We start from the raw sequence: 15,879 nt of genomic DNA on the forward strand, positions 1-15,879 counted from the left end.
TTCGGAGATTAGCAATCGGATTCGTTCACGACAAGTGCTTTACTGAATTGAAATGATCGTTTATGATCATTTGTACGACGTAACCACCGCCCGGGGCGAGCGAATCGCTCTCGATGATGAGAGGCGCGAACCGTGCACGAAGCCGCCGCAGAGCAATTCCGCGGCCCGCTCGACGCCGCCATCCGGGCGCGGCTCCGAGCAGGCGGATCGATCGCCGAGCTGCTCGCCGACCCCGGTTCGGCCCTCCCCGTCCCGCCCGCGGCGGACCGCGCGGCGTGGGACGCGATCGACCCGGTCACCTGCGACGCGGTGCTCGCCAGGGTGGCGGGCGACGCCGACGAGCCGTGGCCGATGCCCCTCGCGAGCGATGCCGCGCGCTTCCACCGCCCGGGCGACGGTGACCGCGAACGCTGGGAGACGCCCGCGTTCGCGCGCCAGCATCGCCTCAGCCGGGCCGCGTTCGCCGCGGCCGCGACGGCCGCGGAGCAGCACCTCGACGCCGTCGCCGACGGCGTGTGGCTGCTGTGCGAGCAGAGCTCCTGGTGCTGGCCCGCGCACGACGACACCTTCCGATCACACGGATCGGTGCTCGCGACCGTCGACGACCCGTTCCTCGACCTCGGCGCCGGCGAGGTCGTCGGGCAGCTCGCCTGGATCGACCACCTGCTCGGCGCCGCGCTCGACGAGCGCTACCCCGGCATCCGCGACCGCATCCGGCGCGAGGCCCGCATCCGCGTCGTCGAGCCCTTCGTGCGCCGCCGCGACTGGCACTGGATCGGCCTCGACGGCGACGTGCACAACTGGAACCCCTGGATCCACGGCAACGTGCTGGTGGCCGCCCTGCAGCTGCTCGACCCCGGCCCCGAGCGTTCGCTCGTCGTCGCGCTCGCCCTCGAGGGCCTCGACCGCTACCTCGCCTCCCTTCCGGCGGACGGCGCGATCGACGAGGGCTACGCGTACTGGTGGAACGGCGCCTGCCGGGCGCTCGAGGCGCTCGACGTGCTCGCGGCGGCGACCGGCGGGGCGCTCGACGTGATCGCCGAGATCCCGGCGCTCGTCGCGACGGTCGCGTTCCCGCACCGCATGCACCTCGGCGGCGAGTGGTACCTCAACCTCGCCGACGGGCAGGCGCGCCCCGACGGCGAGCAGCCGTGGCACGCACTGCATCGGGCGGCGCGCACCGTCGGCGACGACGCGGCGCGCGCCCACGCCGCCGCGCACCGCATCCCCACCGCGCCCGCGGTGTCCGAGGCCCACGGGCTCGGACGGATGCTGCGCGGGGCGACCGATCCGGTGTGGGTCGGCGCGGAGCGCGCGCCCTCGCCGCTGCCGCGCGAGGTCTGGCTGCCCTCGGTCGAGGTGCTGCTGGCGCGCGAGACCGGAGGCTCGGCGGCCGGGTTGACCGTGGCGACCAAGGGCGGTCACAACGGCGAGCATCACAACCACGACGACGTCGGCTCGTTCGTCGTTGCCGTCGACGGGGTGCCGGTGCTCGTCGACGCGGGGCGTCCGACCTACACGGCGGCCACCTTCGGGCCGGAGCGCTACACCATCTGGACGATGCAGAGCAGCTGGCACAACGTCCCCGAGGTGCGGGGGATGCCGCAGGCGCACGGTGCCGCGGCGCACGCCCACGGCACCTCGCCCGAACTCGGCGACGACGCCTCCGGCCTCTCCATGGAGTTGGCGGCGGCCTACCCCGACGCGGGGGTGCGGTCCTGGCGGCGCACCGTGACGCTCACCCGCAGCGCGGGTGCGCGCGTCGAGGTCGACGACGACTGGCGGCTCGAGGAGCGCCCGGATGCGGCCCCGACCACGCTGCACCTGCTGCTCGCCGGCGAGGTGGAGCTCGTCGACGGGGGCGCCCGGGTGACGCCGCTCGAGGGCGCTCGCACCGTCCGCCTGCGCTGGCCCGACGATGTCCGCGTGACGACAACGGTGCGCGAACTCGCCGATCCGCTCCTCACCAGCGTGTGGGGCGGACGACTCACCCGGCTCGAACTCGACGTCTCGGCGCGCGAGAAGGCCCGGGTCACGGTAGAACTGGACACGACCACAGCTGAGGACCACCACCGATGAGCGACCCCAACCCGCACGCGCCGCTGGCCGCCGCCCGCCGCGCCCACGTGCTCGGCGCACTCTCGCGCGACGGCATCGTCCGCATCTCCCAGCTCATCGACGACCTCGGGGTCGCGTCGGTGACGCTGCGTCGCGACCTCGCGCAGATGGAGAAGGAGGGGCTGCTCGTGCGCGTGCACGGCGGCGCCGTGCCCCCGGAGGGCGGCCTGCGCAGTCCCGCCGCCGAGACGGTCGCGCGCCCGTCGACCGACGACGCGATCGCGGTGCTCGTGCCCTCGCTGGGCTACTACTGGCCGACCGTCGTGCGCGGCGCGGAGGAGGAGGCGCGCCGGCTCGGCTACCGCCTCATCGTGCGCGGCGCGTCCTACGAACTGCAGGACGAGCGTCCCATGCTCGAGCGCCTGGTGCGCACCGAGAACGTGCGGGGCCTGATCGTCGCCCCCAACACCGACATGCCGCACGCGCAGGAGGTCGTCGAGTGGCTCGCGCACTGCGGCGTGCCGAGCGTGCTCGCCGAGCGCGACGCGCTGCACCCCGACGGCACCCCCCTCGAGTCGGTGACGAGCGATCACGCGCTCGGCGGCGCGCTCGCGGCGCGGCACCTCGCCTCCCTCGGCCACAAGCGCGTCGGACTCGTGCTGTCGCGCACCTCCCCCACCTCGCGCAAGATCGCCGCGGGCTGGAGCGCGGCGTGCGAGCAGCTCGGGCTGACCCCGGCTCAGCACTTCGAGTCGATGATCCCGGACCGCAGCACCGCCGAGTTCTCGAAGTCGGTCGATGCGGCGCTCGACACCGTGCGGGCGAAGGGGATCACCGCGCTGCTCGTGCACCCCGACCACGAGGCGATGGCGTTCGTCGATCTCGCCCTCGGGCGCGGCATCCCGGTGCCGGGTGAGCTCTCGATCATGGCCTACGACGACGAGGTGGCGCAGTTGTTCACACCGCCGCTCACCGCCGTCAGCCCGCCGCGCGAGGCGGTCGGCGCGACGGCGGTCGAGCTGCTCGCGCGACGGATCGCCGATCCCACGCGCCCCGTGCATCGGGTGACGATCAACCCGGAGCTGCGGGTGCGCGAGTCGACGGCCGCGCCGCGGGCGGACGACTGAGGTGATCGACCCGCGGGAGTTCTCGCCCTGGGAGTTCTGGCAGACGGCATCCGCTGCGGATGCGGCATCCCAGCTCGCCCACCAGGAGGCGCTGCGGACCGCGCGGCCGGGCGCGAGCTTCGGGGAGCGCTGCTTCGTGTCGCCCCTGGCCTCCGTCGACGCCGAGCAGCTCGTGCTCGGCGACCGCAGTTACGTCGCCGCTGGCGCCTACCTGACGGGCGAGCTGCGTCTCGGCCGCGACTGCAGCGTCAACCCCTACGCCGTCGTGCGGGGTGACGTGACCATCGGCGACGCCGTGCGGATCGGCGCCCACACCTCGATCCTCGGTTTCAACCACACGATGGACGACCCGGAGGTCGAGGTCTTCCGGCAGCCGCTCACCTCACGCGGCATCCGCATCGGCGACGACGTGTGGATCGGGTCGCACGTGATCGTGCTCGACGGGGTCTCCGTCGGCGACCGGGCGGTGCTCGCCGCGGGCGCCGTCGTCACGAAGGACGTGCCCGCCGGCGCCGTCGTCGGCGGCAATCCGGCGCGGCACCTCAAGTGGCGGGTGTCGCCCGCCGACCCGCTGCGCGCGCGCCTCCGGGAGTTCAGCCAGACCGCGCGGGCGGAGGTCGCGGCCGTGCTCGACCGCTCCTGGGACGTGCAGGCGCGGTTGTTCGTCGACCGTCCCGGGGCGGCGCCCACCGTGCGGGCTCAGTGCGACGCGATCGAGCTCGCGGTGCTGCTGACCGGCGATGCGCCGACCCAGCTCCCCCGCGCGCACCAGCTCGCCCGGCTGCACGGCTGGCAGGACCAGGTGACCGGACTCGTCGCCCCGATCGACGGGGCCGGTCGGCAGCCGCTCCCCGCCGACACCACGGACCCCGACGTCGCGTACCACGTGCTGTGCGTCGGCTACGCGCTCGACCTGCTGGGGTCGGAGTTCCCGGCGCCCCTGCCGATGGCGACCGAGGCGAGCCCGTCCGCGCTCGTCGAGTCGCTCGAGGCCCTGCCGTGGGAGGCCGCGGCCTGGACGGCCGGCCACTGGGTCGACGCGTGGGGCACCGCGCTGCACTGGTCACGGCGCCGCGGCGACGCCGTACCGCCCGGGGCCGAGGAGGCCCTCGTCGGCTGGCTCGTCGCCCACGCCGACCCGGCGACCGGGTTGTGGGGTTCGCCCCGCGAGGCCGACGGGATGCTGCAGCCCGTCAACGGCTTCTACCGCACCACGCGCGGCACCTTCGCGCAGTCCGGCCTGCCCGTGCCGTACCCGGAGCGCGTCGTCGACACGGTGCTCGCGCACGCCCGCGACGAACGCTTCTTCACCCCCGGTCGTCGCGACGCCTGCAACGTGCTCGATGTCGCGCATCCGCTGTGGCTCACCCGGGCGAGCGCGCGGCGCGGCGCGGAGGTGCGGGCGCTCGCCCGCGAGCTGCTCGACGCCGCTCTCGACGGCTGGACGCCCGGGCAGGGCATCGCCTTCGCCGAGGGCGGCGAGCCGGGGCTGCAGGGCACCGAGATGTGGCTCGCGATCATCTGGTACCTGGCCGAGCTGCTGGGCCTCGCCGACGAGCTCGGCTATCGCCCGGCGGGCGTCCACGCCCCCGGCCCGGCGGGTGATCGAGGAGCGCCCGCGTAGCGGACGCGTCTCGAGATCCCCGTCGCCTCGCTACGCCTCGGGCGTCTCCCCCACCGCGAGCGCGTGCAGCAGCGCGGTGAGCTGCTCGATCGTCTCGACGGGCCAGTCCAGCAGCACGTCGTGCAGTCGGCCCTCGTACGGCAGCCGGGCGACGTCGAGGCGCGAGAGACCGAGCGGCGTCACCGAGATGAGCTTGATCCGACCGTCCGCCGCGTCGGCGACCCGCTCGACGAACCCGAGCTCCTCGAGCTCGGTCACGCTGCGGCTCACCTGGCCCTTGTCGGCGGCCATCCGCTCGGCGAGACCCGACACCGTGATGGAGCCGGAGCGCTGGATGAGCGAGAGCACCTTGAAGGTGCCGGGCAGCATCCCCGGGCTGACCGCCTCCGCCGCCTGCGCGTAGACCCGGCGAAACTCGCCCATCAGCTCGCTGAACGCGCCCTCGAGGCCGCGCACCGCCTCGCGTCGGGCGTCGGGCGTGCCCGTGGACGCGGCGGGTGCGGCCGCCGCGTCCACGGAGTCGGGGGTGGTCATCGCGGGTCGCTGTCCTCGCGGGCGTCGCCGACGGTCGGGATGCTGCCGGTGGCCGCCAGCACCTCCATGCCCTCGGGCACCGAGACGGTCGCGAGGTCGGCCTCGGAGGCCTGGATGCGCTCGCTCGTCGTCATGCGGGTGAGCGGCTTGTTCGGGAGGAACACGATCGCCAGCAGGCTGATCACCGCGAACGGCACCGCGATGAGGAACGAGTGCGAGATGCCGTTGGCGTAGATGCCCTCGAACACCGTGCGCAGCGCATCGGGCATCTCCGCCACCTTGGGGAGCGCGCCCGACTGCAGGGCCTCGACCCACTTCGGGGCGTCGGCGCCGAGGCTCGCGATCGCGACGCCGATGTCGTCCTTCCGCTCGGCCACGAGGTCGGTCACGCGTGCGGCGAGGGCCGCGCCCATGACCGAGACGCCGATGGTGCCGCCGAGGCTGCGGAAGAAGGTGACCCCCGAGCTCGCGACGCCGATGCGGCTCGGCTCGGTGGTGTTCTGCACGACCAGCACGAGGTTCTGCATCGTCATGCCGACGCCCGCGCCGAGCATCGCCATGTAGATCGACACCAGCACGAAGTTCGTGTCGTAGTGGATGGTCGACAGCAGGTACGAGCCGCCGATGAGCAGCAGCGCGCCGACGATCAGGTACGGCTTCCACCTGCCGAAGCGGGTGACGAGCGCGCCGACGCCGATCGAGGCGACGAGCAGTCCGCCGATCATCGGGATCGTCATGAGGCCGGCCTCGGTCGGCGTGGCGCCGCGGGCGAGCTGCATGTACTGGCTGAGGAACACCGAGGCGCCGAACATCGCGATGCCGGTGGCGATCGAGGCGACGACCGAGAGCGTGAAGGTGAGGTTCTTGAACAGGTTCAGCGGGATGAGCGGCTCCTTCGAGCGCAGCTCGACCACGATGAACAGCGCGGTCGCGACGACAGCGCCGCCGACCATGAGCACGGTCGTCAGGCTCCACCACTCGAACGAGTCGCCGGCGAGCGAGACCCAGATGAGCAGCAGCGACACGGCGATCGACAGCAGCACGATGCCCAGGTAGTCGATCGAGGTCTTGCCGGGGGTGCGCTTGGGCAGGTGCAGGGTGGACTGCACGATGATGAGCGCGAGGATCGCGACCGGCAGCGCCACGAAGAAGTTCCAGCGCCATCCCCAGGTGTCGGCGATGACCCCGCCGAGCAGCGGGCCGCCGATGGTGGCGACCGCCATGACGGCGCCGAACAGGCCCATGTAGCGACCCCGCTCACGCGGGCTGATGATGTCGGCCATGATCACCTGGCTGAGGGCGGCGAGACCGCCGGCTCCGATGCCCTGCACGGCACGGAACGTGATGAGCATCTCGGGCGTCTGCGAGAACCCGGCCGCCGCGGTCGCGATGATGAAGATCGCGATCGCGAGCTGGAACAGCAGCTTGCGGTTGGTCAGGTCGGCGAGCTTGCCCCAGACCGGGGTCGAGATCGCCGTGGTGAGGAGCGTCGCCGTGACGACCCAGGTGAAGGCGGTCTGGTTGCCGTCGAGGTCGTGGATGATCGTGGGCAGCGAGGTGGAGACGACGGTCGAGGCGAGCATCGACACGAACATGCCGAGCAGCAGGCCCGACAGGGCCTCCAGCACGCGACGGTGCTGCTTGGGGTCGGCGGGTGCGTCGGACGACGCGACGGTGGAGCTGGACATACGGGTCCTTCGAACTGAGGTGGAGATGGACGCGCGGCGACGATGGCGCGAGAGGTTGACAGACGTCAACCGTTGAGTTGCGTCAACCATACGCCGATGGTTGACCGCTGTCAACTATCTGTCGCGACCCGGGCGACGCCCGCGATGTGGGTGTTGAAGGGAACGAACGGCGAGCGGATGCGATAGCGCTCGACCTCCACCTCGGCGAACCCCGCCGCGCGGATGGCCGCCTCGAGGTCGCGCTCGCAGGAGCACCCCTCGAAGGTCCACGTCCACGGCCGACGGGTCCAGCGCTGGACGCGCCGGGTGAAGGTGCGCTCCCCCGCCACGACGTGCTCGAGGAACCGGAAGCTCCCCCCGGGGCGGAGGATCCTACGGATCTCCGCGAGCACGGCGCCCGGGTCGGGGACCGTGCACAGCACGAGCGAGGAGATGACCACGTCGGCGCTGTCGTCCGGCAGCCCGGTGCGCTCGGCCGGTCGCTCGCGCAGCTCGAGCCGCACGCCGTGCCGATCGGCGGCGGAGCGCAGCCCGGCGTGCATTTGCCGGTTCGGTTCGAGCGCGACGAGCGTGGTGCCGGACGGAAGGTACGGCAGGTTGGCGCCCACCCCGGGCCCGATCTCGACCACCTCGGCGGGCAGCCCCGCGAGCACGCGCCGCTTCCGGGCGCGGAGGCTGCGTTCGATGGCGGGCCCCATCAGCCGGAAGAAGGTCGCGTTGAAGGGACCCCGCAGCCGGTGGTGCGCGAAGGGGATCGGGTGGTCGGTGGTCTCGGATGCGGTCTGATCGTGATGCATCAGCTCAGCCTGCGCGGCGCCGGCTCCGCGGGCAGGGGGAGGAATACCCCAGTTCAGCGTCCGCGGCCCGCGTGCCACGCGGCGATCTGCGCGCGCGAGCGCACCCCGAGCCGGAGGCGGATGCGCTCCACGTGCCCCTCGGCCGATCGCTCCTCGATCCCGAGGCGTGCGGCGATCTCGCGGTTCGTGAGGCCCTCCGCGACGAGGCCCGCCACCTCCTGCTGGCGAGGGGTGAGCACGGCGGCCGGCCGCCGCGCGCCCCGCAGCCCGAGGAAGCGCCGCACCGCGGTCAGCAGCGCCGCGGTGTCGCCGGCGTAGGGCAGGTGCGAGCGCCCGGGCAGCTCCACGAACCGCGCACCGGGGATCCCCGCGGCGAGCGCCCGCCCCTCGCTCACCGGCACCGCCCGGTCGCCCGTGCGATGCACCACGAGGGTGGGCGAGGCGACATGCCCCAGCAACCCGCGCACGTCGATCCGGTAGCCCAGCGCCAGCAGTTCGCGGGCGGTCTCGGCGGGCGCGCACGCGCGCTGGTAGCGGGCGAGCTGCGCGCGGTCCGCGCTCGCGAGATCCGGCGCGAAGACGGCGGTGAGCACGTCGGATCCGAGACCCCAGTGGGCGCCGACGAGGCCGAGCATGTGCTCGCGGGCGCTCGGAGGCGACAGCTCGGCGCCCAGCGCCCACCCGCCGTAGAGCACGAGACGGCGAACCCGGTCGGGATGCGCCGCGGCCCAGGCCGCGGCGACCGGGGCACCGAGCGAGACCCCCATCACGTCGACGGGCTCCGGACCGAGGCGCTCGACGACGGCGGAGAGCTGCGCGACCTCGGCCTCGAGCGAAGGCGCACCCGAGGCGGCCGCGGAGAGCCCGGTGCCCGCGCGGTCGTAGCGCACGAGACGCCGCCCGCGCGCGAGGGCCTCGAGGTAGCCCCGCTCCTCGGGCAGCTCCCAGCTGAGGTCGAGATGGCCGAGCCAGCCCGCCACGTAGACGAGGGGGCGTCCCGTGCCCGACTCGGCGTAGGCCAGCTCGACGCCGTCGCCCGTCGTCACGCGACCCGTCCGCTGCAGCACCCGACCATTCTGCGCGTCGGCGGATGCGCTGCGCCCGCCGTCGCGGGAAGATCGGTACGCACCTCTGCGAACGACCGGAGCCCCATGGACACGCCCCACCCCGCCCGCATGCACGACGTCACCGACGAGACCCGCGCGATCGTCGACCTCGTGCTCGACTACTCCCGGCAGCGGCTGCTCGCCGTCGACACCCCGCTCGACAAGCCGTTCACCGATGTCGAGCTCACCCGGCTCGCGGGCCGCACCATCACGGAGGAGGGCGTCGGCGCCCGCAAGGCGCTCGGCGTGTTCGAGCACGTGCTCGCCCCGGCCTGCATCACGACCGACCACCCGCGCTACCTCTCCTTCATCCCCTCCGCGCCGTCGAAGGCGTCGGCCGCGTTCGACGTGGTCGTCTCGGCGAGCGCCCTCTACGGCGGATCGTGGATCGAAGGCGCCGGCGCCGTGCACGCCGAGAACGAGGTGCTGCGCTGGCTCGCCGACGAGTTCGGGCTGGGACCGGCGGCCGGCGGGGTCTTCGTGCAGGGCGGCACGCTGGGCAACCTGTCGGCGCTCGTCGCCGCGCGCGAGGCGGCGCGCGACCGCGGCATCCACCCGGATCGCTGGCGGGTGGTCTGCAGCGCCGAGGCGCACTCCTCCATCGCCTCCGCGGCCCGGGTCATGGACGTCGAGGTCGTCGCGGTCCCGGTCGCCGACGACGGGGTGCTGCGCGGCGACGCCGTGCGCGACGCCCTCGACCGTCACGGCGACAGCGTGTTCGCGGTCGTCGCCACGGCGGGGTCGACGAACTTCGGCATCGTCGACGACCTCGCGGGGATCGCGGATGTGACCACCGAGCGCGGGGTCTGGCTGCACATCGACGGCGCCTACGGGCTCGCCGCCCGCCTCTCCCCCGTCGCCCGCGAGCTGTTCTCCGGCGTCGAGCGCGCCGACTCGGTGATCGTCGACCCGCACAAGTGGCTGTTCGCACCGTTCGACGCGTGCGCGCTCATCTACCGCGACCCCGAGCTCGGCCGCCGGGCGCACACCCAGCACGCCGAGTACCTCGACACCCTCACCGAGCGCACCGAGTGGAGCCCCTCGGACTTCGCCGCGCACCTCACCCGGCGCCCGCGCGGCCTGCCGCTGTGGTTCTCGCTCGCGAGCTACGGTGCCGCCGCCTACCGCGAGGCGATCACCGACTCGCTCGAGCTGACCGCCCGCATCGCCGACGAGATCGAGCGCCGTCCCGGCTTCACCCTCGTGCGGCGCCCGCAGCTCTCGGTCGTCGTGTTCGAGCGCGACGGATGGACGAAGGCCGACTACGACGCCTGGTCGGCCCGGCTGCTCGACGACCAGTACGCCTTCGTCACCCCGTCGAGCCACGCCGGCCGTCCCAACGCGCGCTTCGCGATCCTGAACCCCCGCACGACCTTCGACGACCTGGTCGGCATCCTCGACACGATGGGGTGAGCGAGCTCCCACTAACCTGGCGGGATGCCCGACCCGAACCCGTTCCTCCTGCTCGAACGCAACGCCCGAGACGATCCGCGGGGGCTGTTCCTGCGCACCGCCGACGACAGCATCACCAACGCGGACGCGGTGATCCTGGCGAAGCAGATCGCCTTCGAGCTGCGCCGACTCGGACTGGCCGCGGGCGACGTCGTGGCGATCGACCTGCCCGATCGCCTCGGCGCGCTGTTCACGTGGGCGGTCTACCACGAGGCGGCCATCAGCACGGTGCTCCCCCCCGGCACCCGGCCGGACGCGGCGGTTCCCGTGCGCTGGCTGGTCTCGAACCACGAGTCGGCGCAGCACGGCGACGCGCGGTCGGTGCACGTGGACGCGCGCTTCCTGCAGCTGGTGTCCGAGAACCCGTACGGCATCCGCCCGAGCGAGGCCGCCGTCGACACCCTGCGCATCGTGTTCTCGAGCGGCACCACCGGCACCCCGAAGGCGATGGCGATGGGGCGGCACCTGGAGCGGGTCTTCGGCGCCGCGCTGCCGTCGTGGTTCGCGGGTGGTCCGGTGCTCAGCCTCATGGACCTCGGCACCGCGGCCGGCATCGGCGAGCTCTACCTCGCGGTCACGGCCGGGCAGCCGTACCTGTGCGCGGGCGGCGCGGCGCCCGCCGAGATCATCCGGCTCATCCGGTCCGCGGAGGTGGCGACGCTGAAGGGCTCCCCGCACAAGATCCTGGCGCTGCTCGACGAGCTCGAGGCGGAGGGCGGCACCCTTCCGAGCCTCACGACGGTCGCGATCTCGGGCACGTCGATGCCCGCCGCGGCGGCGGAACGCCTCCGCCGGTCGGCGCCTGGGTGCACGGTGCGCATCAACTACGGATCGACCGAGGCGGGCGGCGCGACCAGTCGCCGGGACGCCTCCGACGACCCGGCCGACGTCGGGCACCCCGTGCCGGGGACGGTGCTCGAGATCGTCGACGACCGCGACCAGCCGGTCGACCCGGGCACCGAGGGGTGGATCCGCTATCGCAGTCCCGGCATGGCGCACGGCTACCTCGGGGACCCGGAGGCTTCGGCGCGCGCCTTCCGGGACGGATGGTTCCATCCGGGCGACCGCGGAGTGCTGCGCGCCGACGGGGGTCTCACCCTCCGCACGCGCACCACCGACCTGCTGAACGCGGGCGGAATCAAGGTCGACGCGGCGCGGATCGATCACGTCGCGCAGCAGGTGGCCGGCGTCGTCGACGCGGCGAGCTTCGACGTCGGCACGGCCTCCGGCCTGCGCGAGATCGCGCTCGCCGTGGTCGTCGACGGGGCCTTCGACACCGAGACGCTGCTCGAGAGCCTGCGGGCGGAGTTCGGACACGCCGCCCCGACCGTCGTGGCGCGGATGGATGCGATCCCCCGCACCGCGACGGGAAAGCCCCTGCGCCGCGTGCTGAGCGACCGGCTCAGCGCCGGCTGAGTCGGGAGCGGGCGCGACCGGTCAGTCGGACTCGCGACGCCGACGGGCGACCGCGAGTGCACCCGCGCCGGCGAACAGCGCGAGGACCGCGGTGCCGACGAGCGCCGGGCTGAGCTCTGCGCCCGTCGCCGCGAGGGCCGGAACCCACTTCGCGTAGAACGTGGTCGACGCGCTCACGGCGACCGAGAAGTCCGCGGGCGTCGTCAGCGCGGCGTCGAGGTACCATCCGCCGAAGTCGTAGCCGTCGGCGGTGGGAGCAGCGGGCGCCGTCGGCGCCGTGCCGGCGACGAGCGTCTGCGACGCCGGTGCGGTGCCGTGGCCCTGAGCGTCGAAGCTCACGGTGATCGGCGCCGCGGTCCAGCGGAAGATGATGACTCCGGCGGCTCCCGCACGCTGCTCGTCGGGCTGCGGGATCGTGAGTCCGCCACCGCCACCGCCGCTGTTCGCGGTCGGGATCGTCAGCGTCGTGGCCGCGGCGTCCGCGGGGCCGCCGCCGCCGCATCCGGGCACGCCGTGGGCGTCGGTGACATCCGTGAACCCGACGACGCCGACTGCGCCGCCACCGCCGAAGCAGCGGGTGTCGCCCGTGAAGAGCGATCCGCTCGGGGCGATGTTCGACACCGTCGCACCCGCGCCGCCGTCGGCGTGGTTGGTCGTGCCGGAGCCCGCGCCGCCACCGGAGCCGTACGGCGTCGCGGAGGTGCTGGCGCCGTTGGCGCCGGGGTTGCCGCTGCCGCTCGCGCCGCCGGTCTCGTGGCCGTATTCCGCGTCGGCGCCGTTGTTCACCGTCTCGAGGACGGTCCCGTCGTCGACCGAACCCACCACATCGTGGGTCGCCACGGTGACGGTGAACGGGTCGGTGGATCCGCTCAGGTCGACCAGTCGCACCTCGCCGCCGCCTCCCGCCGCCGCATAGCCGGTGGTGTTGTCGGCGGGCTGGTCCGCCCCGTTGCCGCCCGCGCCGACCAGCAGCACCTCGAGCTTCGTCATGGTGGCGGTCGGGGTGAAGGTGGAGGTGCCGCCGGTGAAGGTCTGCTCGCACACGCCGGGCGCGACGAGCGTTCCGTCGCCGCACGCCTCCGAGGGCGCGGCGTAGGCGGGAGCCGCGCCGACGAACAGCGTCGACACCCCCGCGGTGGTGGCGGCCGCGATCGCGGCAGAGGTCTTGCGGGTGGCGAGCATCACGACGACTCCGGGATAGGTCGGGGACGCAGGCGCCGACGCAGGAGGGCACCATGCGCGGGCGACGACATCGGGTTTGCGCCAGTATGGCAGAGCGGAGGGGGGCGCACGCAAGCGTGTCGGCGCCGTCAGCTGCCCATCCCCGCCTGCCTCGCGCGGACGGCGGCCTGCGCCCGATCGGCGACCTGCAGCTTCGCGAACACGTTCGTGAGGTGGTTCTTCACCGTCTTGGGGCTCAGGAAGAGGCGGCTCGCGATCTGCGCGTTCGTGCATCCGTCGGCGAGCAGGTCGAGCACCTCCCGTTCGCGGTCGGTCAGCTCCGGGAACGGCTGGGAGGCCGCCGGGCCCGCGGCGTCCGGTCCCGCGATCAGGAACTGGCGGATGCGTCCCGCCACCCCGGGGCCGTACACCGCCTCACCGCGGGCCACGGCGCGCACCGCGTCGAGGAACTCGGTGCCCACCTGCCCCTTCAGCACGTACCCCCGGGCGCCCGCCCGGAGGGCGGCGAACACCGACGCGTCGTCGTCGCTCATGGTGAGCACGAGCACGCCGAGTCCGGGGCGCTCGTCGACGAGGCGACGCGTCGCCTCGATGCCCGAGATCCCCGGCATCGCGAGATCCATCACCACGACGTCCGGCTCGGTCTCGCGCGCGAGGCTCAGCGCCGTCTCGCCATCCCCGGCCTCGCCGACGACGACGGCACCGCCGAGCTCCTCGAGCAGGCTGCGCAACCCGTGCCGCAACATCGGATGGTCGTCCACGAGCACAACCCGGATGGCGTCGCCGGTCATGCGGTCCCCCTCTGCTCGGTGCTGAGCGGCAGCTCGGCGATCACGATCGTGCCACCGCCGACGGCTTCCTCGCGCCGCAGAACGCCGCCGATCTCGGTCGCGCGGTCGCGCATGCTCGACGAGCCGACGCCGGGCGTCGCCGTCGCGGCGATGCCGCGCCCGTCGTCCTCCACGGCGAGGTGCAGCACGGCCCCGCGCGGCTCGATCCGGAGACGGATACGCCGGGCCTGAGCGTGCTTGAGCGCGTTGGCGAGCGCCTCCTGCACGATGCGGTACGCGGCGACCTCCGTGGCGGCGGGAAGCGGTGGCAGCTCGACGGCCTCCAGCTCCACCGACGCCGCGGAACCGCCGGCCGCGAGCGCGAGATCCTCGACGGCACCGAGTAGACCCAGCTCGTCGAGCGCGGCGGGGCGCAGATCGTGCACGATCCGCCGCACCTCGCCCACCAGCTCGTCCACGATCCCCCGGGCTCTGCCGACGGCCGGCTCGGCGCGCTCCTGCGGGGCGGCGACGGCGAGGTCGAGCTGGATGCCGATCGCGGCCAGACCCGGTCCGAGTCCGTCGTGCAGTTCGCGGCGGATCCGCCGACGCTCGTCCTCACGCGCCACGACCGCCCGCTCCCGTGACGCCCGCACCTCCCGCGCCAGCCGGTCCGCGGCGAGGGCGAGGGCGAGGGGGCGGGCGAGGTCGTCGAGAACCGCGAGATCGGAACGCGAGAGCGCCTCGCCGGGTGCGCGGCCCACCACGCGCAGCTCGCCCTCGACGACACCCCCCGCGCGCAGCGGGACGGAGGTGGCGTCCGTGCCGTCCGCATCGCCGTAGCGCGACACCTCGCGTCCATCGGAGGAGACGACCGCGACCCCCGGGAGCCGCAGGGTCACCGCGACCGTCTCGGCACTGTCGTGCAAGGGCGAGCCCTGCTCGCCCGACGCCTCCAGGCGCTCCCCCAGTCGGGCGAGCGCGGTGCCCGGCTCGCTCCGATCGCCGAACAGGAGCCGGGCGACGACGCGCCCGACGACGCGCCCGAGGGGTGCCGCCGCCGCCGCGACCACGGCCGCCGCGACCAGAGGGGCGGCATCCGCGGCACCCGCGCCCAGCAGCGTGCCGACGATCGCGACCGTTCCGAGGTAGGCGCCGAGCAGGATCGCGGCCGTCGCGACCACCACGAGCACCCGCCGGATCGCCAACTCGACGTCGAACAGCCGGTACCGCAGCACCGCGGCCGCGGTGGCGACCGGGAGCAACGGCAGGGCGACCGCGAGCGCCCAACTGCCGATGGGGGGATCCGGCGGGAGGATCGCGTCGACGATCACGGCGGCGGCGAGCACGACCGTCGCGACCAGCACCGGGAGCAGCCGTCGACGCACCTCCGTGCCGCCCCCGCGCAGCCTCACGACGAGCGCCCCGACACCCGTCAGCACCGCGGCGACGAGCACGACGGCGAAGGCCGGGGCGACGACATCCGTGGACACCACCCCGATCGGGTTGAGCGAGACCCGCCCCCACACCCAGAGCTCGTCGCGGAGCATCAGGAGCACCGTCACGACGGCGACGGCGACGGCGAGCGCGGCGACCGCCGGACGCCAGCGCCGCGAGGGGAGCCGCCCGTCGGGGAGCAACGTCGGCAGCAGCAGCAACGGGCCGAGGCCGACGAAGAAGACCCAGTTGACGACCCAGGCGGCGACCTCGGCCGTCGGGCCACCGGTCGCGAGCGCGATCCCGCCCGCGAGGGCTTGCGCGGAGAGCCCCAGACCGCCGGCGCAGAACAGCCACCCCACCGGATCGCGCGGCCGTCGCACGGCCATGGCCGCCCCGACGACGGGATACGTCGCACCGACGGCCACGTCGACGAGCAGGTAGCCGAGGTCGGCCGCACCCGCCCGGGCCGCGAGCAGCACCCCGGTCGCGACGGCGACCGTCGACGCGACGGGGATCGTCCACACCGCGACCCGGCGCAGGGAGGCGGATGCGGTGGACACGAAGCGATCATGCTCCACCGGCGCGCGGCGCGGGAAGTGCCTCGGGTCCCGGTCGGGAGACGGGACCCGGGACCCCCCGGGCGTCCTCCGGATCGGGACGGCGTCGTGACCACGGCATCAGGTGC

Annotated in this window: 12 protein-coding genes; 5 read left to right on the top strand and 7 right to left on the bottom strand. The window is 73.9% G+C overall.

Features of this window, described 5'->3' with window-relative positions; all coding sequences use genetic code 11:
- Positions 1-132 precede the first annotated feature (132 nt).
- From NUH29_RS10255 to NUH29_RS14575, 3 genes are read left to right on the top strand one after another with little or no spacing between them, the layout of a single operon-like run.
- Entirely contained in the window at positions 133-2,079 is a 1,947-nt protein-coding gene (locus tag NUH29_RS10255) for a heparinase II/III domain-containing protein (RefSeq protein WP_258799019.1), read from the top strand.
- Positions 2,076-3,185 carry a substrate-binding domain-containing protein gene (locus NUH29_RS10260; protein WP_258799020.1) on the top strand — a complete coding sequence of 370 codons (1,110 nt, stop codon included), beginning with the start codon at positions 2,076-2,078 and terminating at the stop codon, positions 3,183-3,185. The genes NUH29_RS10255 and NUH29_RS10260 overlap by 4 nt, the downstream gene beginning before the upstream one ends.
- Before the next feature lies 1 nt (position 3,186).
- Entirely contained in the window at positions 3,187-4,809 is a 1,623-nt protein-coding gene (locus NUH29_RS14575) for an acyltransferase (RefSeq protein ID WP_308445767.1), read from the top strand.
- 30 nt (positions 4,810-4,839) lie between these two features.
- On the opposite strand, the gene NUH29_RS10275 is transcribed toward NUH29_RS14575, so the two are convergent.
- The 4 genes from NUH29_RS10275 to NUH29_RS10290 form a co-directional block, all read right to left on the bottom strand.
- Entirely contained in the window at positions 4,840-5,343 is a 504-nt protein-coding gene (locus tag NUH29_RS10275) for a MarR family winged helix-turn-helix transcriptional regulator (RefSeq protein WP_258799021.1), read from the bottom strand.
- Positions 5,340-7,031 (bottom strand): MDR family MFS transporter, encoded by a 1,692-nt coding sequence (locus NUH29_RS10280; RefSeq protein ID WP_258799022.1) that lies wholly within the window; start codon positions 7,029-7,031, stop codon positions 5,340-5,342. Before NUH29_RS10280 ends, NUH29_RS10275 begins: the two co-directional genes overlap by 4 nt.
- Before the next feature lie 110 nt (positions 7,032-7,141).
- Entirely contained in the window at positions 7,142-7,828 is a 687-nt protein-coding gene (locus NUH29_RS10285; RefSeq protein ID WP_258799023.1) for a class I SAM-dependent methyltransferase, read from the bottom strand.
- Between the two features lie 53 nt (positions 7,829-7,881).
- Positions 7,882-8,895 carry an alpha/beta fold hydrolase gene (locus tag NUH29_RS10290; protein ID WP_258799024.1) on the bottom strand — a complete coding sequence of 338 codons (1,014 nt, stop codon included), beginning with the start codon at positions 8,893-8,895 and terminating at the stop codon, positions 7,882-7,884.
- Between the two features lie 84 nt (positions 8,896-8,979).
- Here NUH29_RS10290 and NUH29_RS10295 point away from each other — a divergent pair, with 84 nt between their 5' ends.
- On the top strand, positions 8,980-10,347 hold the full coding sequence (locus NUH29_RS10295) for a pyridoxal phosphate-dependent decarboxylase family protein (protein ID WP_258799025.1): 1,368 nt from the start codon (positions 8,980-8,982) through the stop codon (positions 10,345-10,347).
- A gap of 24 nt (positions 10,348-10,371) precedes the next feature.
- Positions 10,372-11,802, top strand: a complete 1,431-nt coding sequence (locus NUH29_RS10300) for a class I adenylate-forming enzyme family protein (RefSeq protein WP_258799026.1) — start codon at positions 10,372-10,374, stop codon at positions 11,800-11,802.
- Positions 11,803-11,823: 21 nt separating this feature from the next.
- Here NUH29_RS10300 and NUH29_RS10305 read toward each other — a convergent pair whose 3' ends face one another.
- The 3 genes from NUH29_RS10305 to NUH29_RS10315 form a co-directional block, all read right to left on the bottom strand.
- Entirely contained in the window at positions 11,824-12,984 is a 1,161-nt protein-coding gene (locus NUH29_RS10305; RefSeq protein ID WP_258799261.1) for an InlB B-repeat-containing protein, read from the bottom strand.
- 128 nt (positions 12,985-13,112) lie between these two features.
- The gene (locus tag NUH29_RS10310) at positions 13,113-13,775 is read right to left on the bottom strand and encodes a response regulator transcription factor (protein WP_258799027.1); all 663 of its coding nucleotides are present in this window, start codon (positions 13,773-13,775) and stop codon (positions 13,113-13,115) included.
- The gene (locus NUH29_RS10315; protein ID WP_258799028.1) at positions 13,772-15,754 is read right to left on the bottom strand and encodes a sensor histidine kinase; all 1,983 of its coding nucleotides are present in this window, start codon (positions 15,752-15,754) and stop codon (positions 13,772-13,774) included. The genes NUH29_RS10310 and NUH29_RS10315 overlap by 4 nt, the downstream gene beginning before the upstream one ends.
- Positions 15,755-15,879: the final 125 nt, after the last annotated feature.

The sequence above is a fragment of the Protaetiibacter mangrovi genome (genome assembly GCF_024752305.1).
Taxonomy (GTDB): domain Bacteria; phylum Actinomycetota; class Actinomycetes; order Actinomycetales; family Microbacteriaceae; genus Homoserinibacter; species Homoserinibacter mangrovi.